22 protein-coding genes are annotated in these 21,085 nt (G+C 65.7%); 11 read left to right on the forward strand and 11 right to left on the reverse strand.

Annotated features, from left to right (window positions below; genetic code table 11):
- Positions 1-59 precede the first annotated feature (59 nt).
- Positions 60-824: a LytTR family DNA-binding domain-containing protein gene (locus ALII_RS0116290; protein ID WP_024588297.1), complete on the forward strand. Its 765-nt coding sequence runs from the start codon at positions 60-62 to the stop codon at positions 822-824.
- 81 nt (positions 825-905) lie between these two features.
- Positions 906-2,402, forward strand: coding sequence for a DASS family sodium-coupled anion symporter (locus tag ALII_RS0116295; RefSeq protein WP_024588298.1), 1,497 nt, complete (start codon positions 906-908; stop codon positions 2,400-2,402).
- 53 nt (positions 2,403-2,455) lie between these two features.
- On the opposite strand, the gene ALII_RS0116300 is transcribed toward ALII_RS0116295, so the two are convergent.
- Positions 2,456-3,661 (reverse strand): acyl-CoA dehydrogenase family protein, encoded by a 1,206-nt coding sequence (locus ALII_RS0116300; RefSeq protein ID WP_024588299.1) that lies wholly within the window; start codon positions 3,659-3,661, stop codon positions 2,456-2,458.
- Between the two features lie 172 nt (positions 3,662-3,833).
- Here ALII_RS0116300 and ALII_RS0116305 point away from each other — a divergent pair, with 172 nt between their 5' ends.
- Positions 3,834-4,523 (forward strand): TetR/AcrR family transcriptional regulator, encoded by a 690-nt coding sequence (locus ALII_RS0116305; RefSeq protein ID WP_024588300.1) that lies wholly within the window; start codon positions 3,834-3,836, stop codon positions 4,521-4,523.
- A 39-nt stretch (positions 4,524-4,562) separates the two neighbouring features.
- Here ALII_RS0116305 and ALII_RS0116310 read toward each other — a convergent pair whose 3' ends face one another.
- Both ALII_RS0116310 and ALII_RS0116315 read right to left on the reverse strand, forming a co-directional pair.
- Positions 4,563-5,678 carry an alkene reductase gene (locus ALII_RS0116310; RefSeq protein ID WP_024588301.1) on the reverse strand — a complete coding sequence of 372 codons (1,116 nt, stop codon included), beginning with the start codon at positions 5,676-5,678 and terminating at the stop codon, positions 4,563-4,565.
- A gap of 27 nt (positions 5,679-5,705) precedes the next feature.
- Entirely contained in the window at positions 5,706-5,999 is a 294-nt protein-coding gene (locus tag ALII_RS0116315; RefSeq protein WP_024588302.1) for a metalloregulator ArsR/SmtB family transcription factor, read from the reverse strand.
- A 142-nt stretch (positions 6,000-6,141) separates the two neighbouring features.
- On the opposite strand from ALII_RS0116315, the gene ALII_RS0116320 reads away from it, so the two are divergent.
- Genes ALII_RS0116320 through ALII_RS0116330 form a run of 3 tightly spaced genes read left to right on the forward strand, consistent with a single transcriptional unit; the run spans position 6,142 to position 7,670 of the window.
- Positions 6,142-6,900, forward strand: a complete 759-nt coding sequence (locus tag ALII_RS0116320; RefSeq protein ID WP_201767729.1) for a sulfite exporter TauE/SafE family protein — start codon at positions 6,142-6,144, stop codon at positions 6,898-6,900.
- A gap of 55 nt (positions 6,901-6,955) precedes the next feature.
- A complete protein-coding gene (locus ALII_RS22895) occupies positions 6,956-7,126 on the forward strand; it encodes a hypothetical protein (protein ID WP_173401415.1) in 171 nt (56 codons plus the stop codon).
- On the forward strand, positions 7,119-7,670 hold the full coding sequence (locus ALII_RS0116330; RefSeq protein ID WP_029660635.1) for a DNA-3-methyladenine glycosylase: 552 nt from the start codon (positions 7,119-7,121) through the stop codon (positions 7,668-7,670). The genes ALII_RS22895 and ALII_RS0116330 overlap by 8 nt, the downstream gene beginning before the upstream one ends.
- Here the strand turns inward: ALII_RS0116330 and ALII_RS0116335 are convergent.
- The 4 genes from ALII_RS0116335 to ALII_RS0116350 all read right to left on the reverse strand — a co-directional run bounded on the left by ALII_RS0116335 (position 7,667) and on the right by ALII_RS0116350 (position 9,389).
- The gene (locus ALII_RS0116335) at positions 7,667-7,912 is read right to left on the reverse strand and encodes a DUF2188 domain-containing protein (RefSeq protein WP_024588305.1); all 246 of its coding nucleotides are present in this window, start codon (positions 7,910-7,912) and stop codon (positions 7,667-7,669) included. The two genes, ALII_RS0116330 and ALII_RS0116335, sit on opposite strands and share 4 nt — an antisense overlap.
- The gene (locus ALII_RS22735) at positions 7,909-8,064 is read right to left on the reverse strand and encodes a hypothetical protein (RefSeq protein ID WP_161632276.1); all 156 of its coding nucleotides are present in this window, start codon (positions 8,062-8,064) and stop codon (positions 7,909-7,911) included. Before ALII_RS22735 ends, ALII_RS0116335 begins: the two co-directional genes overlap by 4 nt.
- A gap of 94 nt (positions 8,065-8,158) precedes the next feature.
- The gene (locus ALII_RS21695; RefSeq protein WP_024588306.1) at positions 8,159-8,548 is read right to left on the reverse strand and encodes a hypothetical protein; all 390 of its coding nucleotides are present in this window, start codon (positions 8,546-8,548) and stop codon (positions 8,159-8,161) included.
- 7 nt (positions 8,549-8,555) lie between these two features.
- Positions 8,556-9,389 (reverse strand): TIGR02587 family membrane protein, encoded by an 834-nt coding sequence (locus tag ALII_RS0116350; RefSeq protein ID WP_024588307.1) that lies wholly within the window; start codon positions 9,387-9,389, stop codon positions 8,556-8,558.
- A 211-nt stretch (positions 9,390-9,600) separates the two neighbouring features.
- Here ALII_RS0116350 and ALII_RS0116355 point away from each other — a divergent pair, with 211 nt between their 5' ends.
- Positions 9,601-9,972, forward strand: coding sequence for a septal ring lytic transglycosylase RlpA family protein (locus ALII_RS0116355; RefSeq protein WP_029660637.1), 372 nt, complete (start codon positions 9,601-9,603; stop codon positions 9,970-9,972).
- Between the two features lie 3 nt (positions 9,973-9,975).
- Here the strand turns inward: ALII_RS0116355 and ALII_RS0116360 are convergent, their stop codons facing one another.
- A complete protein-coding gene (locus ALII_RS0116360; RefSeq protein ID WP_024588309.1) occupies positions 9,976-10,383 on the reverse strand; it encodes a hypothetical protein in 408 nt (135 codons plus the stop codon).
- 120 nt (positions 10,384-10,503) lie between these two features.
- On the reverse strand, positions 10,504-12,504 hold the full coding sequence (locus tag ALII_RS0116365) for an acetoacetate--CoA ligase (RefSeq protein ID WP_024588310.1): 2,001 nt from the start codon (positions 12,502-12,504) through the stop codon (positions 10,504-10,506).
- 239 nt (positions 12,505-12,743) lie between these two features.
- Here ALII_RS0116365 and ALII_RS21345 point away from each other — a divergent pair, with 239 nt between their 5' ends.
- Positions 12,744-13,289, forward strand: a complete 546-nt coding sequence (locus tag ALII_RS21345) for a sigma-70 family RNA polymerase sigma factor (protein WP_051375924.1) — start codon at positions 12,744-12,746, stop codon at positions 13,287-13,289.
- Positions 13,290-13,301: 12 nt separating this feature from the next.
- Here ALII_RS21345 and ALII_RS0116375 read toward each other — a convergent pair whose 3' ends face one another.
- Positions 13,302-14,075 carry a Crp/Fnr family transcriptional regulator gene (locus ALII_RS0116375; protein WP_024588312.1) on the reverse strand — a complete coding sequence of 258 codons (774 nt, stop codon included), beginning with the start codon at positions 14,073-14,075 and terminating at the stop codon, positions 13,302-13,304.
- 158 nt (positions 14,076-14,233) lie between these two features.
- Positions 14,234-16,549 (reverse strand): FdhF/YdeP family oxidoreductase, encoded by a 2,316-nt coding sequence (locus ALII_RS0116380; protein ID WP_024588313.1) that lies wholly within the window; start codon positions 16,547-16,549, stop codon positions 14,234-14,236.
- A 202-nt stretch (positions 16,550-16,751) separates the two neighbouring features.
- Between ALII_RS0116380 and ALII_RS0116385 the strand changes: the two genes are divergently transcribed.
- From ALII_RS0116385 to ALII_RS0116400, 3 genes are all read left to right on the forward strand, one after another.
- Positions 16,752-17,507, forward strand: a complete 756-nt coding sequence (locus ALII_RS0116385; RefSeq protein ID WP_024588314.1) for a Crp/Fnr family transcriptional regulator — start codon at positions 16,752-16,754, stop codon at positions 17,505-17,507.
- A 189-nt stretch (positions 17,508-17,696) separates the two neighbouring features.
- Complete coding sequence (locus ALII_RS0116395) at positions 17,697-18,599, forward strand: hypothetical protein (protein ID WP_024588315.1); 903 nt, start codon at positions 17,697-17,699, stop codon at positions 18,597-18,599.
- Positions 18,600-18,747: 148 nt separating this feature from the next.
- A complete protein-coding gene (locus ALII_RS0116400; protein WP_024588316.1) occupies positions 18,748-20,862 on the forward strand; it encodes a catalase in 2,115 nt (704 codons plus the stop codon).
- The last annotated feature ends 223 nt before the right edge of the window (positions 20,863-21,085 follow it).

The raw sequence follows: 21,085 nt of genomic DNA on the forward strand, positions 1-21,085 counted from the left end.
CCTTTCCGGCGGCCGCGGCCTTTTCTCAACGGCGACTTCGTCAACGACCGGATTGCTTCGTGGCCAGCAACGACCTGCACTTCACGATACGCGAACTGCAACGCCATCTGCGCGCGCCGCTTCTGTGGGCCGCGCTGTGTGGCGTGTCGGCCGTGCTGGGACTGGCGGGACCATTCGGCACCTATTCGGCGCTGCCCCTCCTGCCACGGCTCGGCTATTGGGGCGCGACCGTCGTCGTCACCTACCTGATCTGCGTTGCCGTCATCGCCGGCCTCGAACGGGCGTGGCATCCGCGCGGTTCGGTTCCGACCTATGCGCTGTTCGGCGCGGCGGGCGGCGTGCCCATCGCGCTGTTCGTCTGGCTTTTCAACCGCCTCGTCTTCGGCGGGTCGGCGATCGGTTTCTGGCCGCTCCTTGCCTATGCGACCGTCATCGCGGCGGTCGGCTCCGCTCTGATCGCGACCTTCACGCGCTCGCTCGCTTCGCAGCCGGTTCCGTCCGTAGCGCCACGAAGGCCGAGCCTTCTCGACCGGCTGCCGCTGGAGGTGCGCGGTCGGCTCACGCATCTTTCGGTGCAGGACCACTATGTCGAGGTGCGGACCGAGAAGGGGCGGCACATGCTGCTGATGCGCCTTTCGGACGCCATAGCCGAGACCGACGGAGCCGACGGCCTGCAGGTCCATCGCTCCCACTGGGTGGCGAAAGACGCGGTGCTGCGCAGCGCGCGGAGGGACGGCAGACTGTATCTCCATCTGGCGGACGGAAGCGAAATTCCGGTCAGCCGCAGCTACCTGAAGCCGGTTCGCGATGCGGGTCTCGCTTGAGGTCGGTTCGACCCATGGGGTTGATCCCACGCGCTTCCTGTTGAATACGGGCGCAACGCAACCTTAAGGAGGCATCCGAGCTTGAGCGAAGCTGCGACCGGAAACGAACGATTTCCCCTGAAGCCCATCCCGATCTTCGCGGGACTGGCTCTCTTCATCCTTCTCCTCGTCCTTCCCGCCCCCGAAGGCCTTTCGGTCGAAGGCTGGCGCGTGGTCGCGGTGGCGAGCCTGATGATCGTGTGGTGGATCACCGAGGCGATCCCGGTGCCGGCGACGGCGCTGGCGCCGATCGCGCTGTTCCCGATCACCGGCGCGACGACGGGCGGTGCGGCGACGTCGCCCTATGGCGACCCGATCATCTTTCTCTTCATGGGCGGCTTCATCCTGGCGCTCGCCATGGAGCGCTGGAACCTTCACCGGCGCATCGCGCTCAACATCGTCGCGCGCACCGGCACGCAGCAGGGCCGGATCGTCGCCGGCTTCATGCTCGCGACCGCTTTCGTGTCGATGTGGGTGTCGAACACCGCGACCGTCGTGATGATGCTGCCCGTCGCGCTTTCCGTGGTCGGCCTCCTGGAGGACGACACCGGCGAAGCGAAGTCGAAATTTCCGCTCGCCCTGCTGCTGGGCGTCGCCTACGCGGCCTCGATCGGCGGCGTCGCGACGCTGATCGGCACGCCGCCCAACGCGCTTCTGGCCGGTGCGCTCAACCAGACCTATGGCTACGACATCGGTTTCGGCCGCTGGATGATCATCGGCGTGCCGGTGGCGGTGCTGATGCTTCTGGCCGCTTGGCTGTTCCTGACCAAGCTGACGATCCGGCTCGACAAGGGCGAGGTCGCGGGCGCGGCCGAGCTCTTCCGCTCCGAGATCGCCAAGCTGGGCGCCTGGTCGGTGCCGGAAAAGCGCGTCGCCGTCGTGTTCGTCGTCACCGCATTTGCCTGGGTGTTCCGCACCATCCTCGACGACTACATTCCCGGCCTCAACGACACGTCGATCGCCATTCTCGCCGCTTTGGTGCTGTTCGTGCTGCCGGCCGGCGACGGCAAGGGCGGCGCGCTGATCGAGTGGAAGCACGCGCTGCGTCTGCCCTGGGGCGTGCTGGTGCTGTTCGGCGGCGGGCTGAGCCTTGCCGCGGCGGTCGTCTCGACCGGGCTCGACCAGTGGATCGGCGGCCAGGTCGGCACCATCGCCGGCGTGCTGCCGCTGATCGGCATCGTGGTGCTGGTGGCGGGCGTGATCCTGCTCCTGACGGAGTTCACCTCGAACACGGCGACGGCGGCGACCTTCCTGCCGCTCGTGGCCGCGCTCGCCATCTCGCTCGGCGAGAACCCGCTGATGCTGGCGGTGCCGGCTGCACTCGCGGCCTCGATGGCGTTCATGCTGCCGGTGGCGACGCCGCCCAATGCGCTCGTCTTCGGTTCGGGCCATGTGACGATCCCGCAAATGGCGACGCAGGGCATCTGGCTCAACCTCGCCGCCATCGTCGTCATCTCGACGCTCGGCTATGCGGTGCTGACGACGTTCTTCGGCGTCGAAGTCGGCTCGATCCCCGACTGGGCCGCGCGGGCGGAATAAGCCAAGAAAAAAAGCCCGGCAGCGATGCCGGGCTTTTTCATTTCTCAGGCCGATCAGGCCTCGACGGGCCAACGCCAGAAATCCTGGCCCTCTTCGTTCAGGTGCCGGTTCAGCACCATCTTGTGAACCTCGTCGGCGCCGTCGACGAGGCGGGCCTGACGGGCGTAGCGGTAGATCCACTCGATCGCCGTGTCCTTGGAATAGCCGCGGGCGCCGTTAATCTGCAACGCCGTGTCGGCGGCCTGATGGAGGACGTTCGCCACCTGGATCTTGGCCATCGAGACTTCCTTGCGGGCGAACGAACCCTGGTCGAGCGCCCAGGCGGCCTTCATCACCAGAAGCCGGGCGATCTCGATCTTCATGGCAAGATCGCCGAGCATCAACTGCACGCTCTCGCGGTCGGCGAGGCGCTGGCCGAAACCTTCGCGGCGGGCCGCATATTCGGTGGCGATCTCGACGCAGCGCTTGGACAGGCCCAGCCAGCGCATGCAGTGCGTCAGCCGTGCCGGCCCGAGCCGGATCTGCGTGACCTTGAGGCCGTCACCCTCGTTCAGCATCACGTCGCGGGCCGGGATCTCGAGACCGTCGAAGGTGAGTTCGCAATGGCCGCCATGCTCCTCCGGGCCCATGATCTCGATGCGGCGGTCGATCTTCCAGCCCGGCTGGTCGCGGTCGAAAAGGAAGGCGGTGAGGCCCTTGCGCGGGTCGTCCGAGGTGCGGGCGAGAAGGATGAAATGCTGCGCCTCCTCTGCGCCGGTGATGAACCATTTTTTGCCCGTGACGACATATTTGTCGCCGTGCTTCTCGGCCTTGGTCAGCATCATCGACGGATCGGAGCCGGAACCGGGCGAAGGTTCGGTCATGGCGAAGGCCGAGCGCACCTTGCCCTCGACGATGGGCTGCAGCCAGCGCTCCTTCTGATAGGGCGTGCCGACGGCTTCGAGCACCATCATGTTGCCGTCATCGGGCGCGGCGGAATTGAAGACGGCAGGGCCGAAGAGCGAGCGGTTCATCGCCTCGTAGCAGACCGCCATGCCCATGCGGCCGAGTTCCTGCCCGCCCGTCTCCTTCTTCAACTGGAGGCACCAGAGGCCCTCGGCCTTCGCCTTCTCGCGCACGGCGTCGAGCACGTCGATGCGGATGTTTTCATGCGCATCGTAATTCGCGCGGTCGGCTTCGAGCGGCAGGACATGCGCGTCGACGAAGGCGGCGATGCGACGGCGGTAATCCTCGACGCGGGGCGGGATGGTGAAGTCCATGGGCTGGGTCCTTGGAGCGAGACAGCGGGAGCGATCTTCCGGTGTCGATGAAAAAATCGAGCGAGCGCTCGATTTATTATCGCATTCGTGCGAGATTGGCAATCGAGGCCCGTCCGCGTTAAGGCGAAGGCTGCTGCGTGTCGTTTTCGCAGATCGTTGAAAGGTCCGTTCATTGCCGCCGGAGAAACGACTGGCCCCTTATGGCGACTACTCGCTCGACGCCGCTGCCGGCCGTATCCTGGCGCGGCATCGCGATCGTATCCGCACGCGAAAGCCGCATGTCGCCGTGGCGAAGCTCGCCCGGATCATCGAGGCGACGCTGAAGCTTTCGAACCGGCAGGGCTTCCAGGCGATGTCGCTGCGCGACCTTGCCGAGGCCGCGGGATTGTCGATGGGTGGGCTCTACTCCTATTTCGACGGCAAGGAGACGCTGCTGGTCATGATCCTCGGCGAGGTGTCGTCGGCTGCCGAGGGCCTTCTGGCCGCGGCGCCCGACGAGGTCCGGGACGACCCGGCGGCGCATCTCGCCTGGCTGATCGAGATGCATGTGCTTTTGAGCGAGGCGATGCAGCCCTTTTTCGTCTTCGCCTATATGGAGGCGAAGTCGTTTCCCGCGCCGGCACGCAAGCGCGCCATTGCCAGCGAGGCGGCGACGGAGGCGATCTTCGCCAAGGTGCTTGCGGAGGGCGCGGCACGCGGCGTGTTCAAGATCGACGATCCCGATTTCGCGGCGGCGCTGATCAAGCCGCTCATCCAGGACTGGTATGTGAAGCGACCGAAATACGCCAAGCGCGGCGTGAGCGCCGAGGTCTATGCGCGGGGCGTATCGGATTTCGTCCTCAGGGCGCTCGGCGCGCGCTGATGTGAAGAGGGCGGCCTTTCGGCCGCCCTTTGATATCGGTCAGTTCAGCGACGGATAGTCGACATAGCCCTTCGCGCCGCCGCCATAGAAGGTCTTGCGGTCGGGCTCGTTCAACGGCGCGTCCTGCTCGAAGCGCTCGACGAGATCGGGATTGGCGATGAAGAGGCGGCCGAATGCGACGAGGTCGACGCGGCCGTCCGCCACGGCCTTTTCGGCCAGTTCGCGGTCGTAGCCATTGTTGCCCATCCAGGCGCCGGTGCCGCCCGCATCGCGGTAGGCGGCCTTGAACTGCGCCCAGTCGAAGGGCGTCTCGCCCTGGTTGTGGTCGCGGGCGCCGCCGGTCGCGCCTTCGATGACGTGGACATAGGCGAGACCGTATTTGCCGAGGCCCCTGGCGACATGGTCGAAAAGCGGCTGCGGCTGCGGGTCGGCCGCATCGTTGGCGGGCGTGACCGGTGACAGGCGGATGCCCGTGCGCCCGCCGCCGATCGCCGCCGTGATGGCCTCGACGACCTCGAACAGAAGGCGGGACCGGTTTTCGATGGAGCCGCCATAGGTATCGGTGCGCCTGTTGGAGCCGGAGCGCAGGAACTGGTCGATCAGATAGCCATTGGCGGCGTGGATCTCGACGCCGTCGAAGCCGGCCTCCTCGACGGCGGCCTTCGCCGCTTTCGCATAGACGGCGACGATGCCGGGCAGCTCCTCGGTCTCCAGCGCGCGCGGCTCGGACGTCTCGGCAAAGCCGCCGGAGCCGTCTTCGTCGACGAGGTAGGTCTTGGCGTTGGCGCGAATCGCCGAGGGCGCGACGGGCTTTGCGCCTTCCGGCTGAAGCGTCTCGTGGCTGATGCGGCCGACATGCCAGAGCTGCACGACGATCCTGCCGCCCTCAGCGTGGACCGCATCGGTCACCTTCTTCCACGCGGCGAGCTGGTCGGCGCCATAAAGGCCCGGAACGTCGGCATAGCCCTGGCCCTGCTGCGTGATCGCGGTGGCCTCGGTGATCAGGAGGCCGGCCGAGGCGCGCTGGCGGTAATAGTCGACCGCCATCTGCGTCGGCACGGCATTGGGCGAGCGGTTGCGCGTCAGCGGCGCCATGGCGATGCGGTTGGCGACGTCGATGTCACCGACGCGCACGGGTTCGAAGAGCTTGGACATGGGGTTCTTCTTTCTTCTTGGGGGGAATCAGAGGGTTTGAAGGGAGGCGCGGAAGGCGGCGATCGCGTCTTCGTCGCGCTTGTAGAAAATCCACTGGCCGACGCGGCGCTGGGTCACGAGCCCGGCTTCCGAAAGGGCGGCAAGGTGGGCCGACACCGAGGATTGCGACAGGCCGCAACGTGCGAACTGACCCGCGCAGACGCCCATTTCGAGCGGATGCTCCTGACCGGCGAAGTGCCGTTCCGGCTCCTTCAGCCAGGCCAGCATGTCGCGCCGGACGGGATGGGAGAGTGCTTTCAGGATCAGGTCGTCGTCGGGCATCGGACAATCGCGTTCTTATTTCGGCTTCAGACGATATATGGATCGACTTTTCCCGAATTAAAGGGCTGGTCCAACGGGATTTCATTCACATGAGAAGAATTTGCGTTGCAGTCGGCGCGCGCGAGGCGTAGCCAACGGCGTGATGAGCACGATGTCCGAGTTCCTGCCCGAAATCCTGATCGCCTTCCTTTGCCTTGCCGCCGGCGGCGTGCTCAAGGGCGCGACCGGGGCCGGGGCGCCGGTTCTGGCCGTGCCGGCGCTGGCGATGATGTTCGACGTGCGTGTCGCGGTCGTGACGATGCTCGTGCCGAACCTCCTGACCAATGTCTGGCAGGCCTGGCAGTTTCGCGGCGACCGCCTGCCGAACCGCTTCATCCTGGCTTTTTCGCTCGCCGGGGCGATCGGCGTCGTCGGCGGAACGGTGATGCTGGCGGCGTTCTCGCCGCGCGTGCTGCTGCTGATCGTGGCGGTGGCGGTGCTGCTCTACATTGCGGCGCGGCTGGCGCGGCCCGATCTCTTGCTGAGCCGCGAACTGGCGACCCGGCTTGCGGTGCCGGCCGGCGCGGTTGCCGGGGTGCTGCAGGGTTCGGGCGGCCTGTCGGCGCCGGTGTCGCTGACCTTTCTCAACGCGATGGGCCTGACGCGCACGCATTTCATCTCCACCGTGTCGATCTTCTTCGCCGTCATGACGCTGGCGCAGGTGCCGATGATGGGCGCGCTGGGGCTCCTGACCTGGCAGGGGCTGGCGCTGTCCTTCCTGGCGATGCTGCCAATCCTCGCCTTCATGCCGGTCGGCGCGGCGCTGGCGCGGCGCTTTTCGAAGGAGGCCTTCGACCGCGCGATCCTCGCGCTCCTGAGCGTTCTCGCGATCAAGCTCATCTACGATTTCGCGATCGGGTGACGCGTTCTGGGAACGGTTGTCGCGTCCGGCGGTTGGAACGGCAAGGAGGCAACCGATGTCCCAGATGCCGAACCAGCCCGATCCGCGCCAGCCGAACGAACCCGGTCCCGACCTGCCGCCCGATCCGTCGCCGCCGCCCATCGAAGAGCCGCAGCCGGAGCATCTGCCGGACGAGACGCCCAATCCCAATCCGGACGAGCAGAACGACCCGCCGCTTCATGTCTGAGGGGCTGGAGGCGGCGTTTTTCGACCGGCATCCCTTCGAGGTCGCGCGCGAATTGATCGGCGCGAGCCTCATTGCCGACGGCGTGGGCGGGATGATCGTCGAGAGCGAAGCCTATGCCCATGACGACGCGGCGTCGCACAGTTTTCGCGGGCCGACGCCGCGCAATGCGGCGATGTTCGGCCCGGCAGGCACGGCCTATGTCTATCGCTCCTACGGGCTGCACTGGTGCCTCAACATCGTCTGCATGCCGGGAAGCGCGGTGCTTCTGCGAGCACTCGAGCCGTCGCATGGGCTCGACAAGATGCGTGAGCGGCGGGGGCTCGAAGCCGACCGGCTTCTTTGTGCCGGTCCCGGACGGCTCGCGCAGGCGCTTGGCGTCGACATGGGCTGGAACGGGCGGCCGCTGCACGACATGCTGACGCAAGAACGCCGGCCCGCACTGATTGCGGGCCGGCGGATCGGGATTTCGAAGGCGGTCGATCTCGAATGGCGGTTCGGCGCGGCCGGCTCGGCCTATCTCAGCCGGGCGTTTCCCAAGGCCTAGTCGCCGTCCTTGACGTCCACTTCGGGGCGGTCGCCGCCGCTCGACTGCTCTTCGTGCCAGACGCCGTCGCGGTCCTGATATTCGATGGCCTCGTCGTCGCCGCCGAGCTGCTGCTCGGCCGCAGCGCTCTCTGCTGCGGCTTTCGCGGCGTCATGGGTCGGGTAAGGCTCGGAGAAGACGTCGCCGAGCTTGTAGGCCCAGCCGCCATCATGCTCGACCACTTCGTAGACGAGCCTGGTCACGACCGGTTTCCACCCGCCCGAACGCGCCGGGTTCCGCGGTCTGGGCCGCGCGTGTCGGACAGGAGCGCACGCGGACCGGTCTCGCCTTCAAGCGGCACGTACATGCGGTAGAGCGTGTAGGCGCCAAGCGCCATGAGCATCAAACGGATCATCTGGACAGTCTCTCCTTCGGGGGCAGGCTGCGCGTCGCGCGCGATCTGCCTGACAACCGCCAGACCCGGCCAGTTGTTCCGCTGCCGACGCCGATCAGGGGTCGGTATAGGAGCGAACCGTCAGCTCCAGCCCGGCCGGCTCGCGGGCGAAGAGCAACGCGCCCTGTCGCATCGAGCCGGCGGGGACGTAATCGAAGGTGATCTCGCTCGTCTCGCCCGCTCCGTCCTCGCCGCGCAACACGACGTCGGCGGCGGTCTTGTCGCCCGTATTGCGCAAGCTGATGCGTGCATGCCAGCCGTTCGAACCGGCAAGCACCTCGTCGACCGCGACCTCGAAGACCGGCGGGCCGTCCGCTTCCGTGAGTGCCGTCACGCAGAGATAACCGATCAGCGCCAGGACGCCGAGCGCCGAGGCCGCGCCGATGATCCACTCCGCCGGATGCGGCGGACGGTTGACGGGATGGGACTCTGGTTCGTCGTTCATGCGTAACTCACAGGATCAGGCGGGCGGCCGCCGCGCCGATGGCGCTCGGGAAGGCGAGTACGACCACGGCCATGACGATCATTTCGAGGCCGAGACCGTCGGTGCGGCCGAAGACCCAGAGCAGGAACAGCGAAATCAAAGCGGCGATCGCGTAGCCCGGAAGGGTGAACCGCAACAGCGCGCTCCACCAGGGCGTCTCCTCGGAGAGTTCGCTGCCGCCCTTGAACTCGACGGCGAAGACGAAGCCGTGCATGGCGGCGATCGAGATGGCGATCAGCGCGATCGCGTGCCATTCGCTCATCTGGTAGGAAATCAGGATCATCTCCTCGGTCGGCGCAAGGTTGAAACCGAGGAAGAGTGCGCCCACCGCCATCAGGAAGAGTTCGCCGCCATAGGTCTCCTCGCGCTCGTCGAGCGCGTCGTCATCCGCGTCGCCGAGCTGGCTGCGGGCCAGAAGCGCGCCGATCGCCGCCGGCACCGACTGGATGGCGATCTTGCCCGCGATCTCGTCGGCCGACATGCCGGGCGCAAGGACGCCGAGCATCGTCAGGACGACGGCGCTGGTAAAGGCTGCGATGCCGAGCGCGAAAAACGCGTCCATCGAGCTATCGGCGAGGTTGCGCCGATCCTCGATGCCGATGACATGGGACAATCCGACCAGCAGCGGCACCGCGACGGCGACGAGCACGGCCAGCCGCCACGCGTCCATCGTGTAGGCGAGCTGCCACATTTCCATCGTCATCAGCATGGGCAGCGAAAAGACGAGGGCGCCGCCTATCGCGCGACCCGCATCGCGCAGAAAACCGGGTGTTTCAGGATGGACGCGCCTGGAAGTGGTCATGCCGAAAAATCGCCACCCTGCCGCAGGGGCAGGTGCGCTGCGCACGGTGTCGATGCCCGGAAATGGCCTTGGAATCGCCCCATGAGTCTCAAGCTCTGGTCAAACCCGCCCGCCAGTTCACACCCCCGTGAAACGTAGCCGTAAACATCCAGTTAACCGGGGTCTTCAAGAAATGTTCCATTCCAGAACTGCGCGTGCCGGGGTTTTGTCCATGACGGCGCGGGCCGTCTTCATCGCATCGATTTTCGGATTTTCGGGCGTGGCTGCCAAAGCCGACGACAAGATCGAAGTCCTGCAGACGATCACCGGATCGGCGTCCTGGTATGGCGGTAAATTCCACGGCCGGACGACGGCCAATGGCGAACGCTACGACATGAACGAACTGACGGCGGCCCACAAGACGCTGCCGTTCGGCACCAAGGTCCGGGTCATCAACGAGCGCAACGGCAAGGCCGTCGTGGTGCGCATCAACGATCGCGGGCCGTTCGTCGGCAAGCGCGTCATCGATCTGTCGCGCGGGGCTGCGCAGGCGGTCGGCATGATCAACCAGGGTGTTGCCCGCGTTAAGCTCGAAGTCTTGTAAGACTTACTGCTCGTTCGACGCGACCTGAAGCGTCTCGTCTTCCTGCGGTGTTTCGAACATGCGCTGCACCGTCGTCATGACGAACCATTCCGCATAGCCGACGGCAGCCAAGTTCTGCTCGCCGGAGCGCGAGAAGTCGATTTCCTCGCTGGCATCGGGCAGGAAATTCGCGCCGACGACGCGGACGTCGCGCCGCGCATCGGGGATTTCCTGCGCATTGGTGGAAATGCGGACGACTTCGCGCGGGGGAAGTGGCGCGGCGGCAACTGGGGCACTCGCCTCCACCGCCGGGCGCGGCATCGGGACCGGGCCGAGATCGGGAAGGACGACGGCGCCGGCGACTGCCGGCAGGGCGATTGCCGAGGCCAGGGCGAGTGCTGCGAGCTTGGCGGTGCGGGTCGTCGGGATCATCTGTTCGGCCTTCTAATCGGGGGCTGCCATGCGGCAGTCGTCTTCTGGCCGGGAAAACGTCCTGCCCCCCTCGCGGTTCCAATGAAATCACGAAGAGTTTCCGATTGATTCGTCCGGAGGTCAGCCTGCCCTGCGTTCGCCTTCGAGCCGGCCCTGTGCTTCGGCGACGTAGAAATCCAGACATTCGGGGTTGGCCATCGTCTCGCGCGAGATGATCTTTTCGAGCGGGTGGCCGAGAAAAAGGCGGCGGATGGGGACTTCCTGCTTCTTGCCCGAAAGGGTGCGCGGTACGGCCGGCGCCTCGATCACCCGGTCCGGCACGAAACGCGGCGAAACCGCTTGGCGGATCGCCGCCTTGATCCGGGCGGCATCCACCGTCTCGCCCGGGCGGGGCACGACGAAAAGCAGCATCTCGCTCTCACGTCCGAGATATTCCAGGTCGATCAGCATGGAATCGAGGATTTCAGGCAGGTCCTCGACGGCGGAATAGATCTCGCTCGTGCCGATCCGCAAGCCGTGCCGGTTGATCGTCGCGTCCGAACGACCATAGATCACGCAGCTTCCGTCCGCGCCGATCGACAGCCAGTCGCCGTGCCGCCAGATGCCGGGGAACATGTCGAAATAGGAATCGAGATAGCGCCTGCCGTCCGGATCACCCCACAGGAACACCGGCATCGACGGGAATGGGCGCGCGCAGACGAGGTCGCCGACCTCGCCGACGAGGCTCTCGCCGTTCTCGTTCCAAGCCTCGACGCGCGCGCCGAGCTGGCGGCACTGCATCCGCCCCGGCACCAGCGGCAGTTCGCGGTTGCCGGCGATCCAGAGGCCGCAAATGTCGGTGCCGCCGGAAATGTTCGACCACCAGATGTCAGGCCTTCCCATCCGCGCGAAAGCCTCGGTGCCCCAGTTCTGGACGGCTTCGGGAAGCGGCGAGCCGGTCGAGCCCAGCGCGCGTACGGCCGACAGGTCGCCGGTGGCGGCCGGGTCCAGCCCCGCCTTCATGCAATTGCCGAAATAGGCCGCGCCGGCGCCGAACATCGTCACGCGCGTCTCGGCGACGAAACGCCAGAGCGTGCCCCAGTCGGGCGCGTCCCTGGGTCCGCTCGGCGACCCATCGAAAAGGCAGATCGTGGTGCCGCCCAGAAGGCCGTTGACCTGGCAGTTCCACATGATCCAGCCGGTGCTCGAATACCAGTGGAAGCGCTCGCCCAGCGAATTGGGCGCGTAGCTGGGACCGATGTCGAGATGCTTGAGCGCGGCATAGACGGCGAGAATGATGCCGCCATGACTGTGGACGAGCGCCTTGGGCTTGCCGGTCGTGCCGGAGGAATAGACGATCCAGAGCGGATGGTCGAAGGGCACGAAATCGGGCGCGAAGGCCTGCGTTGCCGCATCGTCCCGGCCGAGGGCGTCGTCGAGCGCCAGATCGCGTGCGAGTTGCACCGAAGCGTAGCCGCTTTCCTTCAGGATCAGTTTCGGACGGCTTGTCAGGGCGTTGCGGATTTCCTCGATCTCGCCAGACCGGTCGAGTTCGCGGCCGGCATAGAACACGCCGTCGGCCGCGATCAGCACCTTGGGCTCGATCTGCTGGAAGCGGTCGATGACCGCACGGGTGCCCATGTCAGGTGCGCAGACGCTCCAGACCGCGCCGATGGAGGCGGTCGCAAGGAAGGCAATGACGGTTTCGGGCACATTGGGCAGATAGGCCGCCACGCGATCGCCCCGTCCAACGCCCATGTCGCGCAAGGTGGCGGCAAGCGATGCCGTGCGGCGCTTCAGCTCGGCCCAGGACAATTCGGAGCGGTTGCCGCGTTCGTCGGCGGCGACGATCGCCGGCTGGCCGGCCGCGTCCGCCTCTTCGCAGTGTCGGAACACCTGATGGGCATAATTCAGCGTCGCGCCGGGAAACCAGACCGCGCCCGGCATCCGGTCTTCGGCCAGGACGGCTGCGTGCGGTGTCGGCGAGTGAACGCCGTCATGATCCCAGATGGATTGCCAGAATGCGTCGAGATCGGTCGTCGACCATTCCCACATGCCTTGATAGTCGGCAAAGGACAGGCCGTGCCGTTCCTCCAGCCAGTCGCGATAGATGGCCATCAGCGGCCGAAAAGGTGCAGTCACGGCGATCCTCCCTGATCGTGCCGGAGATTAGGGAGGGCGTGCGGATATTGCCAGAGGAACGGTCGCCAGAATCGTCGAAATCGTCTGCCGCGACTGGAACGATCCGGGCGGTGGAACATTTCTGCCCGTGGGCTTGCTCGCACGAGCATCGTGCCCGTGCGCATTGACAGGGACGGAGCCAGCGAATGCCGACAGCGGCCGGTGAACTTGACCGATCGTCTGATCTTTCGAGCTCGGAAATGTCGCGCCGCGAAGTCGTCGGCCTCATCCCCGCCCTGCGCGCATTTGCCCGCACCTTCCACCGCGACGTCAGCGATGCCGACGATCTGGTGCAGGAAACGCTGACCAAGGCCATCGCCAACATCCATCAGTTCCAGCCGGGAACGGCGATGAAATCGTGGCTGTTCACGATCATGCGCAACAGCTTCTACACCAAGATCCGCAAGACCGGGCGCGAAGCGCCTGCACTCGCCGACGACGCCGCCGGTCGCCCGGCCGTGCTCGCCACGCAGGAATGGTCGGCGCGGGGGCATGAGATCCGCGGCGCGCTCGAGCGGCTGCCCGAACAGCAGCGCGAGGTCATCATGCTGATCGGCGTGCTCGGCGTCTCCTATGAGGAGGCGGCGCAGATCTGCGGTTGCGCGATGGGCACCATCAAGAGCCGGCTCAACCGCGCCCGGGCAAAGCTGCTCGTCGAGATCGGCGAGATCGACGCGCGCGCCTCGGTCGAGGCGGACGCGCATCTGCCGTCGACTAGCCCCGTCAGGGCGCCGACCTACGGCTGAACTTGTCGTCCGTTACTTGGCGGGTGTTGCGGCTGCTGTGTCCTGGGCGCGTGCCGAACCGTTCTTGCGGGCGAGCACCGGCGATTCGAGGCCGAGATAGGCCGGATTGAACTCGGCGATCTCGGCCAGTCCCGACCAGTCGAGGATCTCGATCCAGTAATTGGTCCATGCGATCACGCCGTCATGGCGCAATTCCTTGAGGACCCGGTTGACGTGGACCGGGGACAGGCCGAGCACGTCGGCCAACTCGTTCTGGGTCAGGGGCAGGTGGAATGCCGCCGCCTCGCTGCGACCGACGGCGGCAAGGCGCACCATCAGTTCGCAGAACAGATGCGCCATCTGTCCCTTGGCCGAACGGCGGCCCATCGATACCAGCCATTCACGCTGGATCGCGGCTTCGATCGAGGTTTCGGTCCACAGCAGATGCGTCGCGGCCGGATTGGCCTCGCAGACGCGGCGCAACTGCTCGTGTTCGATCACGACGGTCCGGCAATTCGTGACGGCGACGACGCCGAAATCGCGCCGCGGGACGAGGAAGCTCGACAGGTCGAGGAAATCACCGGGAACGAGCAGTGTCGTGATCTGGCGGCGACCGCTCGACAGCAGCTTATAGCGCGCGGCCAGCCCCTCCGTCAGAAGCATCACATTGGCGGAACGGTCGCCCTCGCGGGTCAGGTCCTGATCCTGGCTGAACTGGCGGTCGCGCAAGCCGAACTGCGCCAAACCGGCGATGGGTGCGCAGTCGTGGCCCCGACGGCCGAATTTCAGAAGAAGAACATCGAGCAAATTGAGACCCGGCCGCACAAATCAAGGCCTCTGCGACACCATTGCGCAGGAAGGCTATTCGCTTTAGCGAAGTCTGAATGAGCAGGCTTTTACATTTGTTAGTCGATACTCAACTATTCGGCGTCTGAGCCGCTTCCTCAAACAATAAGCCAAGTCGTTCAGTGTTGCCGCAGGCTACGAATGCGCACCGGGACAGATTTCGCGGCCGGAACGTGGCTTTCCTCCGCGCGCTGGGAAAGCGGCACCAGCACGTTGGCTTCGGGATAGTAGGCACCGACGCATCCGCGCGGGATGTCGTAGGCGACGACCCGCAGGCCCGGCAGTTGCCGGTCGACGCCGTCGTCGGTCGCGGCCTCCAAGGCGATTGTCTCGTCCGCCGCGAGGCCAAGTGCCGCGATGTCGGCGCTGTTCATCAGGACCACGTCGCGCGTGCCCTCGATGCCGCGAAACCGGTCGCGATAGCCATAGACCGTGGTGTTGAACTGGTCGTTCGAGCGCAGGGTCATGAGCCGGAAGACGTCGTCGCCCGAACCGGCGGCGAAACTCGCATCGAGCGCCGACGGCACGGCAAAATTCGCCTTGCCGGTTTTCGTGTCCCATTCGCGCTTGCGGGCGGGCAGCGGGCGGGGAAAGCCGCCGGGGGTGAACATGCGCCGGTTGTAGTCGGCGAACTGGTCCGGATAGGTCGCCTCGATGGCGTCGCGCACGAGACCGTAATCGGCCGCCCAGGCATCCCAGTCGAGCCTGGGATTGGGCTCGAGCGTCGCCCGGGCCATTCCGACGACGATGCTCATCTCGGCCAGCAGGTGCTCGCTCGCCGGCTCCTCCTGCCCGCGCGAGGCATGGATCGAGGTCAGGCTGTCCTCGATGGTCACCACCTGCTCGCCGGTTGCCTGACGGTCGATCTCGGTGCGGCCGAGACAGGGGAGAAGGTAGCTTGCCCGGCCGGTGATGAGGTGTGCGCGGTTCAGCTTGGTCGCGATCTGCACCGACAGGTCGAGATTGCGCCAGGCGGGTTCGATGCGGCTGCGATCGGGCACGGCGCGGACGAAATTGCCGCCGAGGCCGATGAAGGCTTTGACCGAGCCGTCGATCACGCCCTCGCAGGCCGAAACCGTGTCGAGCCCGCGCTCGCGCGGCGGCTCGAAGCCGTATTGTGTGGCTAGGCGGTCGAGCGGAACGAGGTCCGGCCGGTCGGCGATGCCGACGGTGCGCTGACCCTGCACGTTGGAGTGTCCGCGCACTGGACATAGGCCGGCGCCCGGCCGGCCGATATTGCCGCGCATCAGCGCCAGATTGGCGATCATGCGGACATTGTCGACGCCCAGCCGATGCTGGGTCAAGCCCATGCCATAGATCAGGATGGCCGAGCGCGCCGATGCGTAGATGCGGGCCGCCTCGGTGAGGTCGCCGCGGGAAAGCGCGCTGTTGGCTTCGATGTCGGCCCAATCGAGCCCGTCCAGCCAGGAAAGCCACTCGTCGGCGCCGGCGGTGTGCTCCTTGAGGAAGGGGTGATCGATGACGCCGGCCGACGGCTCGGCGCGGTCCATTTCCATGAGCGCTTTCGCCATGCCGGCGATCGCCGCAATGTCGCCGCCGGCGCGGAGCTGATAGTAATTCGACGAGATGCGCGTCGGCCGGTTGGTCGCAAGCTGCAACGGGCGCTGCGGATTGACGAAGGCTTCGAGCCCGCGCTCACGCAGCGGGTTGAACGAGACGATCGGCACACCGCGCTCCGACGCCTCCTGCAGATTGTGCAGCATGCGCGGGCTGTTGGCGCCGACGTTCTGGCCAAAGAAGAAGATGCAGTCGGTGCGCTCGAAATCCTCCAAGAGGACCGTACCGACTGGAACGCCGATCGCGGCCTTCAGGCCGACGGACGTGCTCTCGTGGCACATGTTGGAACTGTCGGGCAGGTTGTTGTTGCCGAACATGCGGGCAAGCAGCGAATAGGCGTAGGACGTTTCGAGCGACGCGCGGCCCGAGGCGTAGAAGACGACCGATTTCGGATCGACGGCGCGCAGGCGCTTGAGTTCGGCGCCGATGGCGGCGAAGGCGCTTTGCCAGTCGGTCTCGACATAGCGATCGGTCGCCGCATCGTAGCGCATCGGATGGGTCAGCCGGCCCTCGGCCTCGAGATCGAAATCACTCCAGCCGAGTAGTTCGGACACCGTGTGGCGGGCGAAGAATTCCGGCGTCGTGCGCTTGTCGGTCAGTTCCCACAATGTCGCCTTGGCGCCGTTCTCGCAAAACTCGGCGACATGGGGTTTGGCGGGCTTGGCCCAGGCGCAGGAGACGCAGGAAAAACCGTCCGGTTTGTTCTGCTTCGCCAGAATTGCCGGGCCGTCGATCATTCGGCCGTTGCGCTTCAGATGGCGCAGAAGCGATTTCATCGAGCCCCAGCCGCCGGCGGGCTGGTCGTAGGGCTCGATCTTTACCCGGTGCCGGTCCCCATCGGTTCTGCGGTCGGTCACGATGCCGTCGCCCGGCCATGTCCGGCGGCCCGCTTCGTCCGTGCGTGATTGGGTTCCATGTGACACTCCTCGGCTTCCCGGTGATCTCAAGGGGCAATCCGCGCGGCTTCGAAATTGTTCCCGAGGATTTGGGGCTCGAACCATTTGCGCGTAAGGTCGTTTCAGCAACTCATCGAAAACGCGCAAACCGGAGAAAGGGCCAATGGACGCATTGATCCGCAAGCTGGAGCATTTCAGCCAATTCACCGATGAGGAGCGACGCGCGCTGGGCACGCTTTCCGACCTGCCGGTGATGGTCGGCCCGCGTCAGGACATCATCCGGGAGGGCGACAATCCGACCGGCGTCAACCTGATCGTCGAAGGCTACGCCATCCGCTACAAGGCGCTGCCGGACGGGCGACGGCAGATTCTGGGTTATTTCGTTGCCGGCGACATCTGCGACCTGCGAGTGTTCGTTCTCAAGCGGATGGATCATTCGATCGCCGCTCTGACGCAAGTCGCCGTGCGCGTCATTTCCGAGCAGCGCATCCTCGACATGACGGACCGCTATCCGCGCATCATGCGGGCGCTGTGGTGGGCGACGCTGGTCGAGGAATCAATCAGCCGCGAGTGGCTCCTCAGCATGGGCCAGCGCACCGCTGCGGAGCGGATCGCGCACATCTTCTGCGAAATCCATCACCGGGCCCGCGCGGTCGGGCTGGTCGAAGGCAACAGCGTGCCGCTGCCGCTGCGCCAGACGGATCTTGCGGAAATGTCCGGCCTCTCGGTCGTTCACGTCAACCGCGTGCTGCAGGAACTGCGCAAGCGGCGCCTGATCACCTTCGACGGCCAGATGCTGACGATCCTCGACGTCGACCAGCTCGCGGCCTTTGCCCTGTTCGATCCGCTCTACCTTCATCTCGACGAGAGCAAGGGGACGATGACCAAGCGCCAGCCCATATCGGCCGTCGGCGCCTGAGCCCGTCGCCCAGGTGGCGATTTTGTGGCGGCAAGGGAACGAAGGTCACATTCGCGTGTTGATCCGAAGCAACTGAACGCTTGGGAGCCCAATATGCACGGCATCATCTATCTCGTCGGCCTCGTCGTGGTCGTCCTGTTCCTTCTGTCCCTTCTCGGCCTGCGCTAAGCGCCCACCCGGAGACGTATCATGAATCCAGATTACGGCGCGGCCCCGACGCCGCCCGTCGGCGCGACTGCAATCGCGACCGGCGACGAGAAGTCCTATGTCGACTGGGCTGCCATCATCGGCGGCACGGTCCTGGCTTCCGCCATCTCCTTCGTCCTCCTCGCATTCGGTTCGGCGCTCGGCCTGACTTTCAGCTCGGCCTATGAAGGCTCGGGCATGTCGCTCGTCGGCTTCGCCATCGCCGCTGCTTTGTGGCTGCTCTGGGTGCAGGTGTCGTCCTTCATGGCGGGCGGCTACCTGACGGGCCGCCTTCGTCGCCGCAACTACGATGCCACCGAAGACGAATCCGACATCCGCGACGGCTCGCACGGCCTCCTGGTCTGGGGCCTCGGCGTCCTCGTCGGCGCTGTACTGGCCTTCTCCAGCGCGTCGGCCGTGCTCGGCTCGGCGACCAACGCCATCGGCAATGCCGTCGGGGGCGCTGCCTCAGGTGCGGCGACGCTGGTCGAGGAAATCGACCCCAATGCGCTGTTGACCGATCGCCTGCTGCGTCCGGGCACCGCGACCGACACGGCCAATGAAGAACTGCGTTCGGAAGTCGGCCGCATCCTCGTCACCGCCGTCACCGATGGCGAACTCGCCGAGGATGATCGCGCTTATCTGGCGAGCGTCGTCGCTGCCCGTACCGGCGTCGAGGAAGCCGAAGCGCAGGCTCGTGTCGACGAAGTCTGGGCGCAGGCCCAGGAACTCGAGGCAACTGCGCGTGAAACCGCCGACCAGGCACGACGCATCGGCATGATCGCGGCCTTCATCACCGCCGCCTCGCTGCTGATCTCCGCCGCCGCCGCCTATTTCGGCGCCGTTCTCGGCGGCAATCACCGCGACAAGCAGACGATCATCCAGGGCTGGGTCCGCCCCTGGTAAGTCGAGGCGATCTGCTTCGTGACACGACGCCGTCCCGGTTCGCCGGGGCGGCGTTTTCATGTTTGAACCGGCCGGAACATCTGACCTGAACCCTTGTTAGGCCAGCGTGCCGTTTCGGCGCGACGCAATCGATCTCAAGGGGAAAATCATGGCCAAGGCGCGCAGTTCGACGAAGTCCGTCCGGCAGGGCGAAGCGACGATCCACGACCAGAAGCTGGTTCGCGGGAATGGCGGGGAGCTTCACCAGATCGCCGATGGCGACACGCCGCTCCTGACGACCGCGCAGGGCGGGCCTGTCGCCGACGACCAGAACACGCTCAAATATGGCGAGCGCGGACCTTCGCTGATCGAAGACTTCCATTTTCGCGAAAAGATCTTCCATTTCGACCATGAGCGCATTCCCGAGCGCGTCGTCCATGCGCGCGGCTATGGCGCGCACGGTTATTTCGAGACCTACGAGTCGCTGGCGAAATATACCCGCGCCGACATCTTCCAGCGCGCTGGCGAAAAGACGCCGGCCTTCGTGCGGTTCTCGACGGTCGCCGGCTCCAAGGGCTCGTTCGATCTCGCGCGCGACGTGCGCGGCTTTGCCGTCAAGCTCTACACGCAGGAAGGTAACTGGGACATCGTGGGCAACAACATCCCGGTCTTCTTCATTCAGGACGCCATCAAGTTTCCCGACATCATCCACTCGGTGAAGCCCGAACCCGATCGCGGCTTCCCGCAGGCGCAATCGGCGCATGACAATTTCTGGGACTTCATCTCGCTGACGCCGGAAAGCATGCACATGATCATGTGGGTCATGTCCGACCGCGCGATCCCGCGCTCCTTCCGTTTCATGGAAGGGTTCGGCGTCCACACGTTCCGCTTCCTCAACGCCGAGGACGAGTCGACCTTCGTCAAATTCATCTGGAAGCCCAAGCTCGGCCTGCAATCGGTGGTCTGGAACGAGGCGGTCAAGATCAACGGCGCGGACCCGGATTTCCACCGGCGCGATCTCTGGGACGCGATCCAGGCCGGCGACTTTCCCGAATGGGAGCTGTGCGTGCAGCTCTTCAACCAGGAATTCGCCGACGGTTTCGACTTCGACGTGCTCGACCCGACCAAGCTGATCCCGGAAGAAATCCTCGAACCGATCCCGGTCGGCCGGCTCGTGCTCGACCGGATGCCGGACAATTTCTTCGCCGAGACCGAGCAGGTCGCGTTCATGACGCAGAACGTGCCGCCCGGCATCGATTTCTCCAACGATCCGCTCCTGCAGGGCCGCAACTTCTCCTATCTCGATACGCAGTTGAAGCGGCTCGGCTCGACCAATTTCACGCATCTGCCGATCAACGCGCCGAAATGCCCGTTCCACCATTTCCAGCAGGACGGGCACATGGCGATGCGCAACCCGGCCGGGCGGGTGAACTACCAGCCCAACTCGTGGGGCGAAGGTCCGCGCGAGCATCCGGCGCGCGGACACCGCTCCTATCGCGAGGAGGTCGAGGGGCCGAAGGCGCGGCTGCGCGCGGAAAGCTTCGCCGACCATTACAGCCAGGCCCGGCAGTTCTATTCCAGCCAGACAGAGATCGAGCAGAACCATATCGCGATGGCGCTGACGTTCGAGCTTTCCAAGGTCGAGACTGCGGTCATCCGCGAGCGCGTCGTCTCGCATCTCCTCAACATCGACGAGACGCTGGCGACCAAGGTCGCGGACAAGCTCGGCATGAAGAAGCTGCCGAAGCCGGCCGATGCGGCGGTTGCGCCGCGCGACGATCTGGAGCCGTCGGAGCGGCTGTCGATCGTCAGGAACGGGCCGGAAAGCTTCAAGGGCCGCAAGGTCGGCGTGCTCGTCACGGATGGCTGCGACGCGAAGCTGGTCAAGGCGCTCGACGCGGCGCTGGCAAAGGAGGGCGCGAAGATGGAGATCGGCGCGCCGAAGGTCGGCGGCGTCGAGGCGTCGGATGGCTCGCTGATCGAAGGCAAGCAGATGATCGATGGCGGGCCATCGGTCCTCTACGACGCGGTTGCCCTGATCGTCAGCCCGGAAGGCGTCGAGCAGTTGCTCAAGGAAGCCGCCGCGCGCGATTTCGTCGCCGATGCCTTTGCGCATTGCAAGTTCATCGCCCATGTCGAGGCGGCGCAGCCGCTTCTCGACAAGGCCGGCGTCGAGCCGGACGAGGGCGTGATCGCGATCGGTTCGGGCAGCGACTGGCAGGGCTTCGTCGAGGCTTGCCGGAAGCTTCGCCTCTGGGCGCGCGAAACGAAGGTCAAGCTGTGAGACCCGCCAAAACTTGACTCGGGCGCGAAATTGGGGTCAAAGGCCCCAGTTTCCGCGACGAGTGACAACTCCGAGCAGCCGACCGGGGCACCCTTTCTACCGTGAGAGGGCCGATCCCGGAGGTCAACACCCGGCAGCGCCATGCGCCCCCGGGTGTCGTTCTGCTTTGGCTGTTGGGTTTCGGCGCGGCACGCACTACCTCTCGGGCGACGACGCACGAGAA

The sequence above is a fragment of the Aliihoeflea sp. 2WW genome, from assembly GCF_000497755.1.
In the GTDB taxonomy this organism is placed as follows: Bacteria; Pseudomonadota; Alphaproteobacteria; order Rhizobiales; family Rhizobiaceae; genus Aliihoeflea.

Coding starts and splice junctions, on each gene's coding strand:
- ALII_RS0116300 (WP_024588299.1), bottom strand. CDS start 3,661: ATGGACTTCACCATCCCGCCCCGCGTCGAGGATTACCGCCGTCGCATC.
- ALII_RS0116310 (WP_024588301.1), bottom strand. CDS start 5,678: ATGTCCAAGCTCTTCGAACCCGTGCGCGTCGGTGACATCGACGTCGCC.
- ALII_RS0116315 (WP_024588302.1), bottom strand. CDS start 5,999: ATGCCCGACGACGACCTGATCCTGAAAGCACTCTCCCATCCCGTCCGG.
- ALII_RS0116320 (WP_201767729.1), top strand. CDS start 6,142: ATGAGCACGATGTCCGAGTTCCTGCCCGAAATCCTGATCGCCTTCCTT.
- ALII_RS22895 (WP_173401415.1), top strand. CDS start 6,956: ATGTCCCAGATGCCGAACCAGCCCGATCCGCGCCAGCCGAACGAACCC.
- ALII_RS0116330 (WP_029660635.1), top strand. CDS start 7,119: ATGTCTGAGGGGCTGGAGGCGGCGTTTTTCGACCGGCATCCCTTCGAG.
- ALII_RS22735 (WP_161632276.1), bottom strand. CDS start 8,064: ATGATCCGTTTGATGCTCATGGCGCTTGGCGCCTACACGCTCTACCGC.
- ALII_RS21695 (WP_024588306.1), bottom strand. CDS start 8,548: ATGAACGACGAACCAGAGTCCCATCCCGTCAACCGTCCGCCGCATCCG.
- ALII_RS0116350 (WP_024588307.1), bottom strand. CDS start 9,389: ATGACCACTTCCAGGCGCGTCCATCCTGAAACACCCGGTTTTCTGCGC.
- ALII_RS0116355 (WP_029660637.1), top strand. CDS start 9,601: ATGACGGCGCGGGCCGTCTTCATCGCATCGATTTTCGGATTTTCGGGC.
- ALII_RS0116360 (WP_024588309.1), bottom strand. CDS start 10,383: ATGATCCCGACGACCCGCACCGCCAAGCTCGCAGCACTCGCCCTGGCC.
- ALII_RS21345 (WP_051375924.1), top strand. CDS start 12,744: ATGTCGCGCCGCGAAGTCGTCGGCCTCATCCCCGCCCTGCGCGCATTT.
- ALII_RS0116385 (WP_024588314.1), top strand. CDS start 16,752: ATGGACGCATTGATCCGCAAGCTGGAGCATTTCAGCCAATTCACCGAT.
- ALII_RS0116395 (WP_024588315.1), top strand. CDS start 17,697: ATGAATCCAGATTACGGCGCGGCCCCGACGCCGCCCGTCGGCGCGACT.
- ALII_RS0116400 (WP_024588316.1), top strand. CDS start 18,748: ATGGCCAAGGCGCGCAGTTCGACGAAGTCCGTCCGGCAGGGCGAAGCG.